This is a genomic window from Nitrogeniibacter mangrovi, from assembly GCF_010983895.1.
In the GTDB taxonomy this organism is placed as follows: domain Bacteria; phylum Pseudomonadota; class Gammaproteobacteria; order Burkholderiales; family Rhodocyclaceae; genus Nitrogeniibacter; species Nitrogeniibacter mangrovi.
Map to the genome: position 1 here is coordinate 1,271,800 of NZ_CP048836.1, position 18,659 is coordinate 1,290,458.

At 66.5% G+C, this 18,659-nt stretch carries 21 protein-coding genes; 16 read left to right on the forward strand and 5 right to left on the reverse strand.

Going from position 1 to position 18,659, the window contains the following annotated elements; all coding sequences use genetic code 11:
* The first annotated feature begins 5 nt into the window (after positions 1-5).
* Genes G3580_RS05825 through G3580_RS05835 form a run of 3 tightly spaced genes read left to right on the forward strand, consistent with a single transcriptional unit; the run spans position 6 to position 948 of the window.
* Positions 6-509 (forward strand): FixH family protein, encoded by a 504-nt coding sequence (locus tag G3580_RS05825; RefSeq protein WP_173764367.1) that lies wholly within the window; start codon positions 6-8, stop codon positions 507-509.
* 23 nt (positions 510-532) lie between these two features.
* Positions 533-679 (forward strand): DUF3149 domain-containing protein, encoded by a 147-nt coding sequence (locus tag G3580_RS05830; protein ID WP_173764368.1) that lies wholly within the window; start codon positions 533-535, stop codon positions 677-679.
* A gap of 35 nt (positions 680-714) precedes the next feature.
* The gene (locus G3580_RS05835) at positions 715-948 is read left to right on the forward strand and encodes a hypothetical protein (protein WP_173764369.1); all 234 of its coding nucleotides are present in this window, start codon (positions 715-717) and stop codon (positions 946-948) included.
* 118 nt (positions 949-1,066) lie between these two features.
* Here the strand turns inward: G3580_RS05835 and G3580_RS05840 are convergent, their stop codons facing one another.
* Positions 1,067-1,510: a universal stress protein gene (locus G3580_RS05840; protein ID WP_173764370.1), complete on the reverse strand. Its 444-nt coding sequence runs from the start codon at positions 1,508-1,510 to the stop codon at positions 1,067-1,069.
* Positions 1,511-1,708: 198 nt separating this feature from the next.
* Here G3580_RS05840 and G3580_RS05845 point away from each other — a divergent pair, with 198 nt between their 5' ends.
* From G3580_RS05845 to G3580_RS05860, 4 genes are all read left to right on the forward strand, one after another.
* Positions 1,709-3,394 (forward strand): PHA/PHB synthase family protein, encoded by a 1,686-nt coding sequence (locus G3580_RS05845; RefSeq protein WP_228720844.1) that lies wholly within the window; start codon positions 1,709-1,711, stop codon positions 3,392-3,394.
* A gap of 149 nt (positions 3,395-3,543) precedes the next feature.
* Positions 3,544-3,999 carry a hemerythrin domain-containing protein gene (locus G3580_RS05850; RefSeq protein WP_173764372.1) on the forward strand — a complete coding sequence of 152 codons (456 nt, stop codon included), beginning with the start codon at positions 3,544-3,546 and terminating at the stop codon, positions 3,997-3,999.
* Positions 3,989-4,228 carry a DUF2249 domain-containing protein gene (locus G3580_RS05855; protein ID WP_173764373.1) on the forward strand — a complete coding sequence of 80 codons (240 nt, stop codon included), beginning with the start codon at positions 3,989-3,991 and terminating at the stop codon, positions 4,226-4,228. Before G3580_RS05850 ends, G3580_RS05855 begins: the two co-directional genes overlap by 11 nt.
* 10 nt (positions 4,229-4,238) lie before the next feature.
* Positions 4,239-5,477 (forward strand): hypothetical protein, encoded by a 1,239-nt coding sequence (locus tag G3580_RS05860; RefSeq protein WP_173764374.1) that lies wholly within the window; start codon positions 4,239-4,241, stop codon positions 5,475-5,477.
* Here G3580_RS05860 and G3580_RS05865 read toward each other — a convergent pair.
* A complete protein-coding gene (locus tag G3580_RS05865) occupies positions 5,465-6,157 on the reverse strand; it encodes a Crp/Fnr family transcriptional regulator (RefSeq protein WP_173764375.1) in 693 nt (230 codons plus the stop codon). The genes G3580_RS05860 and G3580_RS05865 overlap by 13 nt on opposite strands.
* Positions 6,158-6,252: 95 nt before the next feature.
* On the opposite strand from G3580_RS05865, the gene G3580_RS05870 reads away from it, so the two are divergent.
* From G3580_RS05870 to G3580_RS05880, 3 genes are read left to right on the forward strand one after another with little or no spacing between them, the layout of a single operon-like run.
* Positions 6,253-7,464 (forward strand): NnrS family protein, encoded by a 1,212-nt coding sequence (locus G3580_RS05870; protein ID WP_173764376.1) that lies wholly within the window; start codon positions 6,253-6,255, stop codon positions 7,462-7,464.
* Positions 7,465-7,473: 9 nt separating this feature from the next.
* The gene (locus tag G3580_RS05875; protein ID WP_173764377.1) at positions 7,474-7,845 is read left to right on the forward strand and encodes a SirB2 family protein; all 372 of its coding nucleotides are present in this window, start codon (positions 7,474-7,476) and stop codon (positions 7,843-7,845) included.
* An 18-nt stretch (positions 7,846-7,863) separates the two neighbouring features.
* On the forward strand, positions 7,864-8,406 hold the full coding sequence (locus G3580_RS05880; protein WP_173764378.1) for a hemerythrin domain-containing protein: 543 nt from the start codon (positions 7,864-7,866) through the stop codon (positions 8,404-8,406).
* A gap of 15 nt (positions 8,407-8,421) precedes the next feature.
* Here the strand turns inward: G3580_RS05880 and fnr are convergent, their stop codons facing one another.
* The gene (fnr, locus tag G3580_RS05885; RefSeq protein WP_173764379.1) at positions 8,422-9,165 is read right to left on the reverse strand and encodes a fumarate/nitrate reduction transcriptional regulator Fnr; all 744 of its coding nucleotides are present in this window, start codon (positions 9,163-9,165) and stop codon (positions 8,422-8,424) included.
* Between the two features lie 132 nt (positions 9,166-9,297).
* Between fnr and hemN the strand changes: the two genes are divergently transcribed.
* From hemN to G3580_RS05900, 3 genes are all read left to right on the forward strand, one after another.
* The gene (hemN, locus tag G3580_RS05890; protein ID WP_173764380.1) at positions 9,298-10,689 is read left to right on the forward strand and encodes an oxygen-independent coproporphyrinogen III oxidase; all 1,392 of its coding nucleotides are present in this window, start codon (positions 9,298-9,300) and stop codon (positions 10,687-10,689) included.
* A gap of 66 nt (positions 10,690-10,755) precedes the next feature.
* Complete coding sequence (locus tag G3580_RS05895) at positions 10,756-11,463, forward strand: sulfite exporter TauE/SafE family protein (RefSeq protein WP_173764381.1); 708 nt, start codon at positions 10,756-10,758, stop codon at positions 11,461-11,463.
* Between the two features lie 75 nt (positions 11,464-11,538).
* A complete protein-coding gene (locus G3580_RS05900) occupies positions 11,539-11,922 on the forward strand; it encodes a rhodanese-like domain-containing protein (RefSeq protein WP_173764382.1) in 384 nt (127 codons plus the stop codon).
* On the opposite strand, the gene G3580_RS05905 is transcribed toward G3580_RS05900, so the two are convergent.
* Positions 11,859-12,329: a MerR family transcriptional regulator gene (locus G3580_RS05905; RefSeq protein WP_173764383.1), complete on the reverse strand. Its 471-nt coding sequence runs from the start codon at positions 12,327-12,329 to the stop codon at positions 11,859-11,861. The genes G3580_RS05900 and G3580_RS05905 overlap by 64 nt on opposite strands.
* Positions 12,330-12,413: 84 nt before the next feature.
* On the opposite strand from G3580_RS05905, the gene G3580_RS05910 reads away from it, so the two are divergent.
* Positions 12,414-14,834: a heavy metal translocating P-type ATPase gene (locus tag G3580_RS05910; protein WP_173764384.1), complete on the forward strand. Its 2,421-nt coding sequence runs from the start codon at positions 12,414-12,416 to the stop codon at positions 14,832-14,834.
* A gap of 5 nt (positions 14,835-14,839) precedes the next feature.
* Positions 14,840-15,046 carry a heavy-metal-associated domain-containing protein gene (locus G3580_RS05915; protein WP_173764385.1) on the forward strand — a complete coding sequence of 69 codons (207 nt, stop codon included), beginning with the start codon at positions 14,840-14,842 and terminating at the stop codon, positions 15,044-15,046.
* On the opposite strand, the gene G3580_RS05920 is transcribed toward G3580_RS05915, so the two are convergent.
* On the reverse strand, positions 15,010-17,973 hold the full coding sequence (locus G3580_RS05920; protein ID WP_173764386.1) for a bifunctional diguanylate cyclase/phosphodiesterase: 2,964 nt from the start codon (positions 17,971-17,973) through the stop codon (positions 15,010-15,012). The two genes, G3580_RS05915 and G3580_RS05920, sit on opposite strands and share 37 nt — an antisense overlap.
* 154 nt (positions 17,974-18,127) lie before the next feature.
* On the opposite strand from G3580_RS05920, the gene ppa reads away from it, so the two are divergent.
* A complete protein-coding gene (ppa, locus tag G3580_RS05925; protein WP_173764387.1) occupies positions 18,128-18,652 on the forward strand; it encodes an inorganic diphosphatase in 525 nt (174 codons plus the stop codon).
* Positions 18,653-18,659: the final 7 nt, after the last annotated feature.

Below are 18,659 nucleotides of genomic sequence, written 5' to 3' on the forward strand. Positions count from 1 at the left end.
CTGCCATGTCTGCCCGCAAACCCGCCGCCCCCTGGTATCGACAGGGGTGGCCCTGGTTCCTGATCGCGTTGCCGGCGACCGCCGTCGTCGCCGGGACCGTCACGGCCTGGATGGCGATCAAGTCCAATGACGGTCTGGTCGTCGACGATTACTACAAGCAGGGCCTCGCGATCCAGAAGACGATGGCCCGCGGACAGGAAGCGGCCACCCTCGGCTTGTCGGCCACGATCCGGCTCAGCGCCGGTTCGGCGCAGGTCGAACTCAGCAGTGCCACAGGCGAGCCGCTGCCCGATACGCTGTTCTTTACCCTTGCCTATGCCACGCGGGCCAACCTCGATCAGACGGTCACGCTGGTGGGCAACAACGGAAAATATCAGGCGCCGATCCAGCCCCTGCGTGCAGGGCACTGGAAACTGCTGCTTGAAGACGAGTCCCGCGCATGGCGATTGACCGGGGCCATTCATCTCCCGACAGAGACTGAAGTGAGGTTGATTCCTCCCGACAAGTAGTCTTACGACCAAGGAGATGCGTCATGGCAATACAAGAGCTTTTCACGACCGATATTGGACTGCTCAGCGTGTTTACCATCGGCTTCATCGTGGTGATGGCAGCGTACATCTATCGCTTCGTCAAGCGGCACGTGCAGGAAGACGAGCAGTTGCATCGACATAGCCACTAGGAGCCGCACGACTGCGGATCAGGGGAGTGAGTGCAATGATGAAATTGATTCAGGTGTTGTGGCCTTCGTTTCTGATTGCAGGCCTTGCCGAGGCGCTGTTCTTCACGATCTTCGATCCGCAGGAACTCTACCTGTTCGGCGAAGCGGTGCACTATCCCGCTGTCGCCACCTATTCGATCGGCTTTTTCGGATTCTGGCTGGTGTGCGCCGCCTCGAGTCTGACCACCGTCTTTCTCCAGACGCCGGCCGAGGAACTCAACCGGCATTGAACGGCCGCAGTCGGAGTGCGAGCGCTTTGGCGCCTGTATTCCGCCGTAATGGCCGCATGAGACGCTCAGGCCGCCACAGCACGGACCCACGGCGACGCGACACACCCCACGCGACCGGTCAGCGATAGACCAGTACCGGCGTCTTCGAGTGCGTCAGCACCTTCTGCGTCTCGCTACCCAGTAGCAGGCTGGCCAGCCCACGACGGCCATGTGACGCCATGAAGATCAGATCGCAGCCGTGCCGCTCGGCAGCGTCGATGATGGCCTCGTAGGGAATTTCGCTGACCAGGGTGTCGGTGTCGCACACCACGTCCACCGCTTCGGCCTTGCCGCGCGCATCGTCCAGAATCCGGGCGGCTTCCTGAGCCGCGCCCTTCGCGAACTGCTCCGGCGTGGTCGGGTCGATCAGTGCCCCTTCACCATAGATGGGCATCGGAAAATCGGGTTGAGCGTAGAAGAAGGTGATGCGTGCGCCGGTTTCCTTGGCGAAACTGATGGCCCGATTGACGGTCGCTTCCGACAGGTCGGAACCATCGGTGGGTACAAGCAGATGCTTGAACATGGTGCCCTCCAGCTAGGTTGCCTGAGCGATTATAGTCGCCGAAGGAGGGCGAGGGTGCTTGACCCTGATCAAACCTCGGTGTTCGCGGCGGCGCACAATGACATCTGATCGTTTTTTGACGACTGAGTGCCGATCTGTGGAGGCGGCAACATGACAGCAAAGAAACCCCTCGCGCCCGTCCAGGTGGTCGATCGGGCGATGCATCAGGTTCATGAGCACTGGCAGACCATGGTCGACCCGCTGGGCATGGCGGCGCCCATCATCCATGCCCATCTGGCGTGGCTCGCGCATCCGCAGGAGCTGGCCGAGAAGTGTGTCGCCTTCTCCGGCCAGCTGTGGGCGTTGCAGTGGCACAGCCTGCGTCGCATGATCGGTGCGCCGAGCCGCAGCCCCATCGAGCCGCATTCGGACGATACCCGCTTCAACGACCCGATCTGGACCGACTCGGCGACCTGGGACCTGGTGAAATCCTGGTACCTGCTGGCCACCCGTCACACCCAGGACATGCTGTATTCGACCCCCGGGCTGTCGAGCGAGAACCGGCGCCGCGCCGCGTTCTGGTGGCGCAATTGGCTCAACGCCGTGGCGCCGACGAACTTCCTGCTGACCAATCCGGTGGCGCTGCGCAAGGCAGCGGAGACCCATGGCGACAGTCTGCGCCAGGGCTGGCACAACTACCTCGAGGACATGCGCGCCCGCATGGTGCGCATGTCCGATCCCGACGGATTCAAGGTCGGTGGCAACCTGGGCAATACGCCGGGCAAGGTGGTGATGCGTAACCGCCTGCTCGAGGTGATTCACTATGCGCCGCGTCAGCGCAAGGTGCATGCCCGGCCGGTGGTGCTGATCACCCCCTGGATCAACAAGTTCTACATTCTCGATCTGAACGAGCGCAAGAGCATGGTGCGCTACCTGCTCGACCAGGGGCTCGACGTCTACATGACGAGCTGGAAGAACCCGGACGCGTCCATGCGCGAGGTCAGCTTCGACGACTACATCCTCGAGGGCGTGCATGCCATCGTCGAGACGGCGCGCGCGCAGAGCGGGCAGCCTTCCGTGCATGCGGTGGGGTACTGCATCGGCGGCACGGCGCTGTCCATCTACATGGCCTGGGCCAATCGGCGCTTCGGCGAAGCGGCCATGCCGGTGTCCGACTGGACCCTGCTCACCACCCTGGTGGATTTCCGCAAACCCGGCGATATCGAGGTGTTCATCGACGAGGGCAGCGTCCGCTACCTGTGCGACAGCATGGCGCGCACCGGCTATCTGGACGGCGCCCAGATGGCCTCGGCATTCCGTCTGCTGCGTTCGAACTCCCTGATCTGGCACTACGTGGAGCACGGTTGGCTCTACGGGGAGCCGCCGCCGGCCTTCGACGTGCTGTTCTGGAACATGGACACCACGCGCATGCCCTACGCGATGCACGCCTGGTATCTGCGCGAGCTGTATCTGCACAACCGGCTCATCGAGTCCGACGCACTCACCGTGGCCGGCGAGCCGATCGACCTGCACCGGATCATGCAGCCGCTCTACATGGTGGCGGCCGAGGACGATCACATCGCGCCGTGGCAGCAGACCTTCCGCATGATTCACTTCGTGCGCGGCGAGAAGCGCTTCGTGCTCTCCAGTTCGGGGCACATTCTCGGCATCGTCAATCCCCCGGTCACGCCGCCCAAACGCCACTACTGGGCGGCCACGGCCCACCGGGCGGATCGTTGGGAAGCATGGCATGCGCGGGCGCCGCAGAGCGGCGGCAGCTGGTGGACCGACTGGATGGACTGGCTCAAGCCGCGCAGCGGTGATCTGATCGCGGCCCGCCCGGCCGAGTCGGCTGATTTTCCTGCACTGGACGATGCGCCCGGGCGTTATGTGCTTGAGTCGTGAACGAGCCGTTCATCGGTTCGCGCACGCGATGTCGCGTCTGTTTTCCCATTCCGGACGGGTTCGCCGGGTGCGGTTGATTCGGGTCAATGCGCGCACAGGGGGTTCGCGCAGAATCGATGACAAGACAACCGATTGCAGGAACCCCGTCCATGACCACCCTTTCACGGATCATGCATCGCGATCACACGCGTTGCGACATGCTGTTCTCCGAGGCCGAAGCCTGCGCGCAGGCCGGTCAGTGGCGTTCGTGCGCGGCCCTGACGGCCCAGTTTGCCGAGACCGTGCTCAACCACTTTTCGATCGAGGAGAACGCCATTTTTCCCGGCTTCGAGGCCAGCACCGGCATGACTTCGGGCCCGACCGCCGTCATGCGTTCGGAGCACGAACAGATGCGTCGCCTGCTCGAGGCGCTCGGCAACGCGGCGCGCAACGAAGATGCGGACGGGTTCGGCGACAGCGCGGAAACGCTGCTGATCCTCATGCAACAGCATAACTTGAAGGAGGAGAACATCCTCTATCCCATGTGCGAGCAAGCGCTGGCCGACGATGCCGGGGTGCGCGAGCACCTGGTGATCCTGCAAAAGGAGATGGGCGATGAGCAATGAACGAGCCGAGCCGGCCGTGGTGGTCGATGCGCGTGGCATGGTGCCGCCCGAACCCCTGGAGCGCACGCTCGAAGGTCTCGATGTGCTCGGGCCCGGCGACACCCTGCTGCTGATCATCCCGCGCCAGCCCGGGCCCCTGTTCGACATGCTTGACCAGAACGGCTACACCTACGAGGTTTCGACCCGCGAGGACGGGGCCTTCGACATCCGGATCCGTCAGGCCGGCTGAGCCAGCGCCCATGCAGGCCCTGTCGTTCGAGCAGGCGCCGCCGCCGTCGGTCCCCCTGCGTTTCTTCCTGACAGCGCCGGCCTTTCTGATGCTGGCCGGCGTGCTCCTGATGGTCAGCGGACGGGAGGTGTTCGCTTCGCGGTGGACCCCCGCCGCCTTGGCGCTCACTCATCTGCTGACCGTCGGCTTCATGCTGCAGGTCATGCTCGGCGCCCTGTTCCAGATCATGCCGGTGGCGATCGGTGCCAACCTTCCGGCGTTGGGGCGACTGGCCCGGGCCGTGCACGTGGCCGTTACGTTCGGCGCGGTGCTGCTGGTCGGCGGCTTCTACTGGGGGCTGGGTGGGCTCCTGGTGCCCGGCGGCGCCCTGATTCTCGGAGCGGTCGCGGTGTTCTGTGTGGTGGCCTTGCGGGCCTTGTGGCACACGCCGGTTCACAGTGGCACGGTTGTCGCCTTGCGCTGGGCCATCGCCTGGCTGGGGGCCACGGTCGGGCTCGGCTTCACCATGGCGCTGGCACGCTCGGGGCATGCCGACGTGGCCGTGCTCGGCTGGTCGAGCGTGCACGTCGCCGTCGGCCTGGGCGGCTGGGGTGGGTTGCTGGTGGCGGGAACGGCCTATCTGGTCGTACCCATGTTCCAGCTCACGCCCGCCTATCCGACCTGGTTCGTGCGGGGCTTTGCGCCCGCCGTGGCCCTGGCGCTGATCGCCGGGAGCGCCCTCGACTCGGCCTACGGGTGGCTGCCACTGCTGGCGGTCGCCAGTGCGTTCGCGCTGATGACGCTGGACCGGCAACGGCGCCGACGCCGCGCGCGGGCCGACACGACCTTGCGTCTGTGGCGACTGGCCATGGGGTGTGTGGTGGCTGGCAGTGTGGCGGGTGCGATCGCCTCGCTCAGACACTGGCCGGAGACGGCGCTGATGAGCGGCGGTGTCGTCCTGTGGGGCGCCTATGTGTCGCTGATCGTGGGCATGCTCTACAAGATCGTCCCCTTTGTCCTGTGGCTGCATCTGCAGCCACGGCTGGCCAATGTGCCGCCGATGACCCGCATGCTCGACGACGCGCTGATCCGCTGGCACTGGCGCGCCCATCTGCTTGCCCTCGGCCTGCTGCTGATCAGCCCGCTCCAGTCGTCTGCCGGGCTCGTTGCCGGTGCGGTGGTGACGATTTCCGCCGCCCTGCTGGCGCTGCAGCTGGTCGGTGTGACACGCCAGGCGCGACGTGCCCTGGCGCGCGCTCAGGCGTCGTAGTGACGCAGCTTGTCGATGTCGTGCAGCGTGATCTGCTTGCCCTGTACCGTGATCAGCTTGTGGGTGGACAGATCGTTGAAGATGCGCGAGAGGGTTTCGGGGGTGAGATTGAGCCGCGAGGCGATGATCTGCTTGCTCGTCGGCAGGTCGATGACCAGCTGCGTGTCCTGGCACGGCTCGGCGTGGGCCTGCTGCAGCAGGTAGCCGATGACGCGCTGGGTGCTCGAACGCAGCGAATAGGACTCCACGTCACGCACCATGCTGTGCAGGCGGATCGCCATGCCCGCGAGCATGCGCCGGGAGAAGCCGGGGTCGTGATCGATCTGCTCGAACACCGCATCGCGGGCCACATGGAGCAGCAGGGTGTCGGCGAGCGATTCGGCAAACACGGGGTAGGGCTTGTCCATGAACAGCACCGCCTCGCCGAAGCTTTGATGCGGGCCAAGGATTTCCACCACCTTTTCGTTACCCTGTGGCGAGGAGAAGGCCAGTTTGATCTGCCCGAAGATGACGTAGTAGAAGCCCTTGGGCTGATCGCCGCGCTGGAACAGCATCTCGCCCTTGCGCAGGCGCTTCTCGCGCGTGGCCTCGGCGATCTGGGTCAGATCGTCGGCGGACATGGCGCTGAACAGCGGCATGCGACTGAGCAGACCGGGAATGTCGATTTTGTCGTGGCTCATGGCAAAGAGGGCGATCGGGGCGTTGGAACAACAGCCGGAATTTACCATGCAGGCGTTGCGGCAGGTGGCTGCGGTGCGCATATCAGGAACGACTCATGAATGAAACGCGTGCACCTTCACGTCGCGCCATGCTGCTGGTGGCCCCTCACCGGGGCATGTTCTTCCTCGGCATGCTCCAGTGCGTGCTGGTGATGTTGCCCTGGTGGGTGGAGATGATTCTGCGCGCGGCGGGGCAGGGCCTGGCCTGGCCATGGCCCGCGCCCTGGTGGCATGCGGTGATGCTGTTGTACGGCGTGTTCCCCTTCTTCGTGTTCGGCTTCCTGCTCACCGCCATGCCCCGCTGGCAGTCCCATGGCGATCTGGCGCCGTCGCGGTACGTCTGGTGTTGGGCTGTGCTGGTCGCCGGTTGGGGGCTGATCTATGCCGCCTTCCTGTGGCCGCTGCTGCGCATTCCGGGCGTCGTGCTCGTGGGTGCGGGCTGGGCCGGGGTGTGTGCGGTGCTGTTTCCGGTCATGCGACGCCCCGGGCGCGGGCGGCTGCATGCGGTGCCGGTCTGGGCCGCCCTGTGTGCCGGGCTCGCCGGCTGGTCGTGCGTCCTCATGCTGGCGCTGGGCGGAGACGGGCGCTGGGCGGCATGGGCCATCGATCTGGGGCTGTGGGCCTGCCTGCTGCCCATCTTCCTCAGCGTCTGCCATCGCATGGTGCCGTTCTTCTCCTCATCGGTGCTGCCGGACTACACCATGGTGCGTCCCGCCTGGGCGCTGTGGGTGCTGGTGGCCGGATCGGTGCTCCACGGGGCGCTGAACCGGCTGGGGCTGGCCGAGCTGACGTGGCTGGTGGATCTGCCGATGGCGGCCGTGGGGGGATGGCTGACCGTTTCCTGGCAGTTGCGTCGCAGCTTTGCGGTGCGCCTGCTCGCCATGCTTCATGTCGGCTTCGCCTGGTTCGGTGTGGCGATGGCGTTGTTCGGGGTGCAGTCGTTGCTGGCGTTTTTCGGTGTGAGCGCACTCGGGCTCGCACCGCTGCATGTGCTGGTGATCGGCATGTTCACCGTGCTGGCGCTGGGCATGGTGTCGCGGGTCACCCTGGGTCACTCGGGGGCGGCCCTCAAGGCCGATGGACTGACGTGGGCCTTGAGCTGGGCCGTGCAGGGCGTGCTGCTGCTGCGCGTGGCGGCCGAGCTGCTGCCCGGCGCGCCCCTGTGGCTGGTGTTCGCGGCCACCGGATGGCTGTGCGTGTTTGTCCTGTGGACTTTGCGGTATCTTCCTGTCTATCTGCGCCCGCGTGTGGATGGGCGCGACGGATAGGACATTTTCATGTACCAGGTCATCAAGCATGTGCATCTGACCAGCGTGGCGTTGAGCCTTGCCGGCTTCCTGTTGCGGGGGTTCTGGATGGTCACCGGTTCGCCGTTGCTCAAGGCGCGCCTGACCCGCGTCCTGCCGCACGTGGTCGATACCGTGCTGCTGGGCAGTGCCCTGGCGCTGGTGAGCTTCTACGACAGCGTGCCGGCGTGGGTGTGGGCCAAGGTCATCGGTTTGCTGTGCTACATCGTGCTGGGTACGATTGCGCTGAAACGTGGCCGGACGCTCACGATACGCCTGGTGGCGATGGGGGCGGCCCTGCTGACCTTCGCGTGGATCGTGTCGGTGGCCCTGACGAAACAGCCGGCCGGATTCCTGGCCTGACGGAGCGGAGTTGCACGCATGACCGAATCGCTCATTCCCATCGCACCGGATCTGGACGAACCGCTGGAGATTCTCGTTGCCTGCCACGGCCGCATGGCCGCACAGCTCGAAACCCTGGACCGGCTGGTGCGCTGGTTGCCCGAGCATGGCGCCGACGAGGATGCCCGCCGCGCGGCGACGAACGTGATGCGCTACTTCGACACCGCCGCCGTCAACCATCACCGGGACGAGGAGGAAGACGTCTTTCCCCTGCTGCTGGAGCGCTGTCCGCCAGCGGCACGGATGCGGATCCGCAAGCTCGTCGCCTGGGTCAAGGACGACCATCGGGCCCTGGAGTCGGCCTGGGCGGAGCTGCGCGCATTCCTGACCGACATCGCGGAGGGGCGTCAGGCAGTGCTTGACGCCGACGAGGTGGCGAACTTTTCCGCCCACTACCTCAATCACATCGACCGGGAAGACAACGAACTGTTTCCCTTTGCCGTGAATGTGCTGACGGCGGACGATCTGAAACAACTCAGCAAGAGCATGCGCGCGCGCCGGACCACGACGCGCGCCGGATGAATCCGCCCGGGTGGCTCAGATCCCGCCGTGGTTGCCGAGCAGCTGCTTGAGGCCGTCGATGTCGATGATGCGGATGTGTTTCTGCTGCACCGAGATCAGGCCCTGATCCTGAAATCGGGAAAACGCCCGTGAGACGGTTTCGAGCTTGAGCCCGAGATAGGAGCCGATCTCGTCGCGGGTCATCCGCAGATGGAACTCCGCGGCGGAGAACCCGCGCGCCGTAAAGCGCTGCGAGAGGTTGAGCAGGAAGGCCGCCAGCCGCTCCTCGGCGCGCATCGAGCCGAGCAGCATCATCACGCTGTGGTCGCGGACGATCTCGCGGCTCATCACCTTGTGGAACTGGTGCTGGAGGGATTCCACCGCGCGCGACAGCTCTTCGAGCTTGGAGAACGGGATCACGCACACTTCACTGTCCTCGAGCGCTTCGGCATCGCAGGTGTGCTGGTCGGTGCTGATGCCGTCGAGGCCGAGAATCTCCCCCGACATCTGGAAGCCGGTGACCTGATCGCGTCCGTCCTCGAACAGCACGTTGGTCTTGAACGAGCCGGAACGCACCGCGTAGATCGCTTCGAAGGTGTCACCGGCCCGGTAGAGGTGCTGGTGGCGCTTGACCCGCCGGCGTGCGCCCACGAGGGCGTCGAGTTGTTCGATCTCGGCATTGCCGAGGCCCACCGGCAGGCACAGTTCCTGAAGATTGCACTGGGAACAGGCAGTCTTGAGGTCGGCTACGGTGATCGGGATGGTCGCTCCGCGTGGCATGCTGCAGGCTCTCCGTATTTCTTGCTTGGTTTTTTCGCCTTTCCGGACAAGCCTTTGCACCCGTTGATCCACGTCAACTCAAGCGCGGCGGCTTTCTGCGATGGTTGCACCCTACAAGGTATCGTACTCATCATGGACAACCAGAAAGAACTTGTTTTCGACCCACAACTGATCCGCCGGTTCGATGTCAATGGCCCGCGCTATACCTCCTATCCGACCGCTGACCGGTTCGTGGAGGCATTCAATGCGGATGCCCTCGAGCATTGGCTGGGGCGACGGACGGTTGGTGGCTTGGGCCGACCCCTCTCATTGTACTTCCACATTCCGTTCTGCAACACCATCTGCTATTACTGCGCCTGCAACAAGATCATCACCAAGGATCACGGGCGTTCGGCCAAGTACCTGCAGTACCTGGCCAAAGAGGTGGCCATGCAGGCAGGGTCGCTGACCGGATCGCACGAGGTCATCCAGTTGCATCTGGGCGGGGGGACGCCGACCTTCCTGTCGCACGACGAGATGCGCCAGCTCATGGCGACCGTGCGCGAGCACTTCACGCTGCTGCCCGGCGGCGAGTATTCCATCGAGGTGGACCCGCGCAAGGTCGACTTCGAGACCGTCGCCATGCTCGCCGAGCTCGGGTTCAACCGCATGAGCATCGGCGTGCAGGACTTCAACATCGACGTGCAGCGCGCGGTGAACCGGGTGCAGAGCTTCGACGAGACCAAGCTGGTGCTCGATTCGGCGCGCCAGACCGGTTTCGAATCGATCAGCATGGACCTGATCTACGGCCTGCCCAAGCAGAACGTGATCAGCTTCAACCGCACGCTCGAGCAGGTGCTGGAGCTGTCGCCCGATCGCATCTCCCTGTACAGCTATGCGCACCTGCCGGGGCTGTTCAAGCCACAGCGCCGCATCGACCCGGCCGACATGCCCAGCGCCGACACCAAGCTGCAGATCCTGCAGCTGGCGATCCGGCGTCTGACCGAGGCCGGCTACGTGTATATCGGCATGGATCACTTCGCCAAGCCGGACGACGAGCTCGCCGTGGCGCAGCGCCAGGGGCGATTGCATCGCAACTTCCAGGGCTACAGCACCCATGCCGACTGCGACCTGCTCGCCTTCGGGGTGTCGGCGATCAGCAAGGTCGGCACCACCTACGCGCAGAACGTCAAGACCCTGGACGAGTACTACGACATCCTCGACCAGGACCGCCTGCCGGTGCTGCGCGGCATCGAGCTGACGCCCGACGACATCCTGCGCCGTTCCATCATCCAGGCGCTCATGTGCCACTTCGAGTTGTCGTTCGATGCCATCGAGCAGGCGCACATGATCGACTTCAGGAAGTACTTCGCCGACGAACTGGCCGATCTGGCGGAGATGGCCAAGGCGGGGTTGGTGAAGATCGAGGACCGCTGGATCTCCGTGCAGGCGCCGGGCCGCCTGCTGGTGCGCGGTATCGCCATGGTCTTCGACAAATTCCTGCGAGCCGACCGCGAACGCGCGCGCTACTCCAAGGTGATCTGAGCGCGGACGTCGCCGCGGGAGAGGCCATCGTGCTAGTCTCGCGGCGTCACCCGCCCGGCCCGCACCATGCCTGAAACCGGTTATCTCGCTGTCTTCCTCATCGGTCTGCTGGGCGGCACGCACTGTGTCGCCATGTGCGGCGGCATCGTCAGTGCGCTCACCGTCCAGATCCCGGGCCAGGTGAAGCGCCAGTGGCCCATTCACCTGGCCTACAACCTCGGACGCATCACCACCTACACCGCGCTGGGCGGCCTGCTCGGCGCCATCGGCTCGGTCGGGCTGCTGTTCGAGAACTTCCTGCCGGTGCAGCTGGGCCTGTACGTGCTGGCCAACCTCATGCTGATCGCGCTGGGGCTGTATCTGACCGGCTTTACCCGGCTGCTCGCCCCCGTCGAGAAGGCCGGGCACCATCTGTGGCGGCGCATCCAGCCGCTGACCCGACGCTTCCTGCCCGCACGCGGGCCCGCCCAGGCGCTGCCGCTGGGGCTGTTGTGGGGCTTCATTCCCTGCGGGCTGGTCTACAGCGTGCTCGCCACCGCGCTGGTGACCGGCTCGGCGGCGCGCGGTGCGGGCCTGATGCTCGCCTTCGGCCTGGGTACGCTGCCCAACCTCCTGCTCGCCGGTCTGCTCCTCAAGCGCCTGCGCGGCATCACCCGTAATGCCTGGGTGCGCACCGTATCGGGCGTCGTCGTGCTCGGTTTCGGGGTCTTCGGCCTGATCAACGCCCCCACGCTGGGCGCGGCCCTGTGGGGCGGGGTGGTCTGCCACACCTGAGCGGCGCGTGACGGCGCAGCACGGCGTGCGCCGCGCTATGATTCGTATTTCACGAATTACTGATGGAGACTTGCCATGGCGAAGACCAGCCACGATCTGGTGATGGCGGCCAAGAGCCGTATCCGCGAAGTGAATCTTGCTCAGGCGCGCGAAATGATGCAGGCCGGTGCCGTGGTGCTCGATGTGCGCGAACCGGCCGAATACGCCGCCGGACACCTGCCCGCAGCGATCAACATCCCGCGTGGGCTGCTCGAATTCCGCCTCGCCGGCACCCCCGAACTGACCCAGACCCAACAGCCGATCGTCGTGTACTGCAAGACCAGCGGGCGGGCCGCGCTGGCCACGGCGGTGCTGCACGAGATGGGGGTTGCCAATGCCGTGTCGGTGGCCGGTGGCTATGATGCCTGGGCCGAAGCCGGCCTGCCGGTGGATACGCCGCCGCCGGTCGACTTCGAGTGAGCGCTCGCCTCGTCCGGATGGGCGAGGGCATGCAGAATGGGGCAGGGCTGGGCGGCGTTGCCGTCGGCGCAGCAACTGACCAGCTCGGATAAGGCCTGCTTCATGGCGTTGAGCTGGCGGATCTGGTCGTCGATGCGCCGGAGTTTTTCCGAGGCGATCCGGCGTGCCTGGTCCCGGTCCTCGTGTTCATCCAGATCCAGCAGTTCGGCGACTTCGTCGAGCGAAAAGCCGAGCGCCTGGGCGCGGCGCACGAAACGCAGGCGCGAGAGGGTGTCGGAGTCGTAGCGTCGAATACCGCCATTGGGCAGTTGCGGTGTCGGCAGCAGCCCCCGGCGCTGATAGTAACGGACCGTCTCCACGCCCACGTCGGCGGCGCGTGCCAGTTGGCTGATGGTCATTTCCTGCATGGCGGATTCCTCTGACAAGGTGCTTGACTCCGTACCCAAGTACAGAGTTTAGACTCGATCCCTCTGATTGGTTCGGAAGGCACCATGAATGCTCCACAGACCGTTGCTGCCGTGATCCAGCTCGACCTGCCCGTCGAGGGCATGACCTGCGCCGCCTGCGCGACACGCATCGAGCGTGTGCTGGGCCGTCTGCCGGGCGTCGAGGCTCAGGTCAATCTGGCGGCGGAGCGGGCGCGCGTGCGCATCCGCGACGGCGCTTCGGGTCCGTCGGCGGTGGTCGAAGCGATCCGCAAGGCTGGTTTTCAGGTGCCCGCGAGCGAGCTCGAGCTGGCGATCGAGGGCATGACCTGTGCTGCCTGCGCCACCCGCCTGGAAAAAGTGCTGGCACGTGTCGATGGGGTGGATTCGGCGGTGGTCAACTTCGCCACGGAAACCGCGCAGCTGCACTATCGGCCCTGGATCGCGGACGTGCCCACCGTACTCGCTGCGGTCGAGCGGGCGGGGTTCGCCGCCCATTCCCGCGGCGATGACAGCCGTGCCCAGGAAAAGGCGCGCAAGCAGGCGGCGTGGACCGCCGAGCGCAACCGCTTCCTGGTGGCGCTGCTGCTCACCTTGCCCCTGCTGGCGCAGATGCCGTTCATGCTGTTCGGCGACGGCGGACACGAGCTGATCCCGCGTGGCTGGCAGTGGCTGCTGGCCACGCCGGTGCAGTTCTGGATCGGGGCGCGCTTCTATCGGGGGGCCTGGTCGGCCCTGCGCGGCGGCGGTGCCAACATGGACGTGCTGGTGGCGCTGGGCACCTCCATGGCCTACGGCTTCAGCGCGATCGTCACCGCGCTGGGGCGTGCGGACCTGCATGTGTATTTCGAGGCCTCGGCCACCATCATCACCCTGGTGCTGATGGGCAAGCTGCTCGAGGCCCGCGCCAAGGCGAAGACCGCGGATGCCATCGAAGCGCTGGTACGGCTGCAGCCGCGCACGGCGTGGATCGAGGCGGACGGGCAGTTGCACGAGGTGCCGGTGGAGACGCTGCGGCCGGGGCAGGCCTTCGTGGTGCGCGCCGGCGACCGGGTGCCGGTGGACGGGGTCGTCGTCTCGGGGGCGTCGTCGATGGACGAATCGATGCTCACCGGGGAGAGTTTGCCGGTGGGCAAGCAGGCCGGCGACAAGGTCTTCGCCGCCACGGTCAATGGTGAAGGCCTGCTGCGCTGCCAGGCCGAAGGCGTGGGCGCCAACACCCTGCTGGCCGGCATCATCCACATGGTGGAGCAGGCCCAGGGCTCGAAAGCGCCGGTGCAGCGCCTCGCCGACAAGGTGTCCGCGATCTTCGTACCCACCGTCGTGGGCCTGGCGGTGCTCACCTTCGCCGGCTGGTGGCTGACGGGGGGCGACGGCGTGGTGGCGCTGGTCAACGCGGTGGCGGTGCTGGTCATCGCCTGCCCGTGCGCGCTGGGCCTGGCCACGCCCACGGCGATCATGGTGGGCACCGGGCAGGGCGCCCGCGCCGGCATCCTGGTGAAGAACGCAGAAGCCCTGGAGCGCGCAGAAAAGCTCGCGGTGCTGGCGGTGGACAAGACCGGCACCCTGACCGAGGGACGTCCGGCGGTGGTGGAGGTGTGCCCGGCGCCCGACCTGGAGCGGGAGCCGGTGCTGGCGCTCGCGGCGGCCCTTGAAGCCGCCAGCGCACATCCGCTGGCGCGTGCGGTGGTCGAGGCGGCCGGCGCGGCCGTGGCCGCCGAGACGGTCGACACCGTGGCCGGCAAGGGCGTGAGCGGCCGGGTCGATGGCCGGGCCGTGCTTGTGGGCAGCCCCGGGTTCGTGCGCGAGCACGGCGTCGAGGTGCCGGCGGCGATCGTCGACCGGGTCGTCGGCGCCGGGCGCACGCCCGTGATCGTGGCGGCCGATGGTCGCTACGCCGGCCTGATCGCCATTGCCGATCCGGTGCGCGCATCCTCCGCCGCGGCGGTGCGGCGCCTGCAGTCCGAAGGGGTGAAGGTGGTCATGCTCACCGGCGATCACCCCGGCACGGCGGCTGCGGTGGCGCAGGCGGTGGGCATCGACGATTTCCAAGCCGGCGTGCTGCCGGCCGACAAGGCGGCCGCGGTGGCGCGGCTGGCCTCGGCACGGGGCCTGGTGGGCATGGCGGGCGATGGCATCAACGACGCCCCGGCGCTGGCGGCGGCGGACGTGTCCTTTGCCATGGGCGGCGGCTCGGACGTGGCGCTCGATGCGGCGGATGTGACCCTGGTGCGCAACGACCTGAACAGCGTGGCCGATGCGGTGGACTTGTCGCGCGCGACCCTGTCCAAGATCCGCCAGAACCTGTTCTTCGCCTTCTTCTACAACGCGCTCGGGATTCCCCTGGCCGCGTTCGGCTTTCTCAATCCGGTCGTGGCCGGTGCCGCCATGGCGGCCAGTTCGGTGTCGGTGGTGAGCAACTCGCTGCTGCTGCGCCGCTGGCAGCCGGGGCGCGCCCGACGACCCAAACATGCGAACGAGGAGTGATCATCATGGAAACCATTCAGTTCAAGGTCGAGGGCATGAGCTGCCAGGGCTGCGTCAAGGGTGTGACGGCCGCGCTGTCGGCCATCGACGGCGTCGCCGAGGTCAAGGTCGAGCTCGAGGCGGCGCAGGCGACCGTGCAGTACGATCCGGCCACCGCCTCGGTGGCGCAGCTGCATCAGGCGGTGGAGGAGGCCGGCTTCGACGTCGCCTGATATTTCAGGTCGATCTGCATCTGGCGGAAGTCCGCCGCCGGCAGGGGGCGGGCATAGAGGTAGCCTTGCGCCTGATCGCAGCCCAGCTCGGTCAGGAAGCGCTCCTGGGCTTCGGTTTCGACCCCTTCGGCGATGACCAGCATGTCCAGGGTGTGACCGATGCCGATGATGGCGCGGGTCAGGTGGGCGTCGTCGTTGTCGTCGGGCAGATCGTTGATGAAGGAGCGGTCGATCTTGAGCTTGTCGAGGGCGAATCGCTTCAGATAGCCCAGTGAGGAGTAGCCGGTGCCGAAGTCGTCGATGGCCAGCCGCACCCCCATCGCCTGGATGGCCTTGAGGGTGGTGGCGGCGGCGGCCTGATTGGCCATGAGGGCGCTCTCGGTGACTTCCAGTTCGAGCAGGTGGCCCGAAAAGGCGGTCTCGTTCAGGACCTGCCGCACGGTCAGCTCGAGCTGGCCACGGCGGACCTGATGCGCGGAGATGTTGACGGCGATGGTGATGTCCGCCAGCCCCTCGTCGCGCCAGGCCTGGCCGGTGGCGCAGGCCTGGCGCAGGATCCAGGCGCCCAGCGGCACGATCAGACCGGTTTCCTCGGCGATCGGGATGAACTGGTCCGGCGGGATGATGCCGCGCTCCGGATGGTGCCAGCGCACCAGCGCCTCGGCGCCGATGAGGTGCCCGGTGGCGAGGTCGAACTGGGGCTGGTAGGCCAGGGTGAACTCGTGCCGGGCGAGCGCGCGGCGCAGGTCGTTTTCCAGATCGAGGCGGACGCGCGCCCGGTCGTTCAGCTCGCGGGTGAAGAACTGGTAGCTGTTGCGGCCGTTTTCCTTGGCGTGATACATGGCCGCGTCGGCGTTCTTGAGCAGGATGTCGCGGTTCTCGCCGTCTTCCGGATACACGGTGATGCCGATGCTGGGCGTGATCGTCAGTTCGTGGCCGTCGAGGAGGAAGGGGGCGGCCAGCGCCTCGAGCATCTTCGCGGCGACGGTGGCCGCGTGGCCGGCGCTGTCCAGTTCGGTGAGTAGCACCACGAACTCGTCGCCGCCGAGGCGGCTGACGGTGTCGCTGCCGCGCACGATGGCGCCCAGGCGGGCCGCGACCTGGCGCAGCAGCTCGTCGCCCACCGCGTGGCCGAGCGAGTCGTTGATGTTCTTGAACCGGTCCAGATCGAGGAACAGCACCGCCAGGTGGTGGCGGTGGCGCCGGGCGCTCTCGATGGCGGCGCTCATGCGGTCGAGCAGCAGCACCCGGTTGGGCAGGCCGGTGAGGGCGTCGTATTCGGCCAGGTGGCGCAGACGTTGTTCCGTTCGCTTGCGATCCGAGATGTCGGCGATGGAGACCACGTAGTGGGTCACCTGGCCGGCCTCGCTGGTCACGGCGCCGACCGATACCCAGGCCGGATACACCGCGCCGTTCGGTCGGCCCAGGGCCAGCTCGCCCGACCACTGGGCCTCGAGGTGCAGTTGTGCGGCGGTGTCCACCCAGACCGGATCGTCGGTTTGCCCGCCGGCCAGCAGCTCGGCGCAATGGCGGCCGATCAGGTCGGGGCGGTCGCGACCACTGATCCGCTCGAGCGCCGGGTTGACCGAGACGATGCGGAAGCGATGGTCGAGAATCGCGATCGCCTCGCTGCTCGCTTCGAAGACCCGGGCCGACAGGTGCAGCTCGCGCGCATTCTCGCTCAGGGCGCGATTGCGTTCGGCGATGTCGGCGTGATAGCGCCGGAAGCGTGCCTCGATCCAGCGGTAGAACAGCACCGAGAGCAGGGTGGCCAGCGTCGCCGCCGCCAGCATGGTGATCGCGGTGAGACGAAACTCCTGGCTGGTGCTGGCGTTCATGCGTTCGCGCTCCTGCGCGATGACATGCTCGATCTGGTCCAGCGCCGAGATCGACACCAGCGTCCATCCCCATTCGTCGGGCGTCGAGGTGTAGGCCATGTAGCGGCGCGCCGCGTCGGTGCCGGTCGGCGGCGTCTCGAAGCGGACCGGTCCGCCGCCGCGCTGGCTCTGGGCGACGAAGCGCTGCAGATAGCGCAGCAGCATCGGTGGCGGGGTGTCGTCGGCGTCGTGCATGATCGCCGCGGGCCCCGCCAGCAGCTTGCCGTCGCGGTCGATCACCAGCAGGGTGTCGTCATCGTCGATGCCGGTCACCGAGGCCTTGGCATTGGCGCGTTCGGTGAGCAGGGCGAGCGCGTTCTGGCGCAGGTCGGCATAGGCGATATGGATGAACTCGGCGCTGCCGACGACCCAGTCGAGCGGGTCGAAGCGACGCACGTAGGCGATGGCGTCGGCCATGGCCTCGTGCTCGCCCGGCGGCGACCAGCGGAAACGCACGAAGCGGCCGCGGCTGTCCGCCGCCGCGTCGATGAGCTCCTCGCCGAACTTCAGCCCGGTGTCGTCCTGCAGTGTGCGCAGGTCGGTGCCTTCGAGGCGGGTGTCGATCGGGAACAGGCGGGCGCGCCCGTCGATACCGATCACGAAGCGCGTGCCGTTGCCGCTCAGGCCGTACATCGGGCGCAGGGCGTGCAGGATGTCGGCTTCCATGCGGGCCTTGGTGCGGGTGCCGGACAGGGCGGCGTGCAATGAGGCGATGACATTGATGCTGGCCGCTACGCGCAGGCGCAATTGCTCGCGCAGGTCCGATTCGAAGCGGAGCCGCTGGCTCTGCAGGTCGCGGGTGAGGAGGGTCACCTCGTCGCCGAGGATGCGCTCGCGGTCGGCGTAGGCGCGCGCCGCGATCTCCTCGGTCTGGGCTTCGACGGCCTGTTGATGCTGGTAGATGTAGTAGCCGCCCATGCCGGCCATCAGCGCGAGCACGAGCGTGAGCATGCCGCCCAGAATGACTCGGGGCAGCCAGCGTTCGAAGCCGGGCTCGGCGGCCGTGCGCCCGGTACGGAGCAGGAAGGGGGTCGTGGACCGTTGCGGCAAGCGGAGTCGGTCGTCCTGAGTGTGCGCTCGGATCGGCGTTCGACTGGTAACGGACGCGTTTGATGGTTCTTGAGTGCCCTCGCCTGCGCGCAAAAGGTTTTTTGCAACGCGCAAAGTCCCTATAATCGATGGAATTTTTCAAGCGGAGGGAAGCATGGGCTTCGATCAAGTCAAGGCCGGCAAGGACGTGCCGAACGACATCAACGTGATCATCGAGATCTCGGCGCAGGGCGAGCCGATCAAGTTCGAAGTGGACAAGGACAGCGATTGCATCTTCGTCGACCGTTTCATGGGCACGAGCATGCGCTATCCGGTCAACTACGGCTATGTGCCGCACACCATCGCCGGTGACGGCGATCCGGTGGACGTGCTGGTGGTGACGCCGTTCCCGCTGCCGCCGGGTGCGGTCATCCGCAGTCGTCCGGTCGGCCTGCTGAAGATGCAGGACGAGTCGGGTGAGGACGCCAAGGTCATCGCCGTGCCGGTGTCCAAACTGACTCCGCTGTACGACAACGTGCAGACCGCCGACGACCTGCCCGAGCTGCTGCTCAAGCAGATCCAGCACTTCTTCGAGCACTACAAGGATCTGGAGCCCGGCAAGTGGGTGAAGATCCTCGGCTGGGGCTCGGTGGACGATGCCCGCAAGGAGATCCTCGACGGCATCGCCAACGACAAGTAAGACGTCC

What these genes read in the sequence shown, in the direction of transcription:
- G3580_RS05855 (WP_173764373.1), top strand. Translation starts at nt 3,989, where the DNA reads ATGAGCAATGAACGAGCCGAGCCGGCCGTGGTGGTCGATGCGCGTGGC.
- G3580_RS05835 (WP_173764369.1), top strand. Translation starts at nt 715, where the DNA reads ATGATGAAATTGATTCAGGTGTTGTGGCCTTCGTTTCTGATTGCAGGC.
- G3580_RS05860 (WP_173764374.1), top strand. Translation starts at nt 4,239, where the DNA reads ATGCAGGCCCTGTCGTTCGAGCAGGCGCCGCCGCCGTCGGTCCCCCTG.
- G3580_RS05825 (WP_173764367.1), top strand. Translation starts at nt 6, where the DNA reads ATGTCTGCCCGCAAACCCGCCGCCCCCTGGTATCGACAGGGGTGGCCC.
- ppa (WP_173764387.1), top strand. Translation starts at nt 18,128, where the DNA reads ATGGGCTTCGATCAAGTCAAGGCCGGCAAGGACGTGCCGAACGACATC.
- G3580_RS05850 (WP_173764372.1), top strand. Translation starts at nt 3,544, where the DNA reads ATGACCACCCTTTCACGGATCATGCATCGCGATCACACGCGTTGCGAC.
- G3580_RS05905 (WP_173764383.1), bottom strand. Translation starts at nt 12,329, where the DNA reads ATGCAGGAAATGACCATCAGCCAACTGGCACGCGCCGCCGACGTGGGC.
- fnr (WP_173764379.1), bottom strand. Translation starts at nt 9,165, where the DNA reads ATGCCACGCGGAGCGACCATCCCGATCACCGTAGCCGACCTCAAGACT.
- G3580_RS05870 (WP_173764376.1), top strand. Translation starts at nt 6,253, where the DNA reads ATGAATGAAACGCGTGCACCTTCACGTCGCGCCATGCTGCTGGTGGCC.
- G3580_RS05880 (WP_173764378.1), top strand. Translation starts at nt 7,864, where the DNA reads ATGACCGAATCGCTCATTCCCATCGCACCGGATCTGGACGAACCGCTG.
- G3580_RS05830 (WP_173764368.1), top strand. Translation starts at nt 533, where the DNA reads ATGGCAATACAAGAGCTTTTCACGACCGATATTGGACTGCTCAGCGTG.
- G3580_RS05845 (WP_228720844.1), top strand. Translation starts at nt 1,709, where the DNA reads ATGCATCAGGTTCATGAGCACTGGCAGACCATGGTCGACCCGCTGGGC.
- G3580_RS05910 (WP_173764384.1), top strand. Translation starts at nt 12,414, where the DNA reads ATGAATGCTCCACAGACCGTTGCTGCCGTGATCCAGCTCGACCTGCCC.
- G3580_RS05875 (WP_173764377.1), top strand. Translation starts at nt 7,474, where the DNA reads ATGTACCAGGTCATCAAGCATGTGCATCTGACCAGCGTGGCGTTGAGC.
- G3580_RS05865 (WP_173764375.1), bottom strand. Translation starts at nt 6,157, where the DNA reads ATGAGCCACGACAAAATCGACATTCCCGGTCTGCTCAGTCGCATGCCG.
- hemN (WP_173764380.1), top strand. Translation starts at nt 9,298, where the DNA reads ATGGACAACCAGAAAGAACTTGTTTTCGACCCACAACTGATCCGCCGG.
- G3580_RS05895 (WP_173764381.1), top strand. Translation starts at nt 10,756, where the DNA reads ATGCCTGAAACCGGTTATCTCGCTGTCTTCCTCATCGGTCTGCTGGGC.
- G3580_RS05915 (WP_173764385.1), top strand. Translation starts at nt 14,840, where the DNA reads ATGGAAACCATTCAGTTCAAGGTCGAGGGCATGAGCTGCCAGGGCTGC.
- G3580_RS05840 (WP_173764370.1), bottom strand. Translation starts at nt 1,510, where the DNA reads ATGTTCAAGCATCTGCTTGTACCCACCGATGGTTCCGACCTGTCGGAA.
- G3580_RS05900 (WP_173764382.1), top strand. Translation starts at nt 11,539, where the DNA reads ATGGCGAAGACCAGCCACGATCTGGTGATGGCGGCCAAGAGCCGTATC.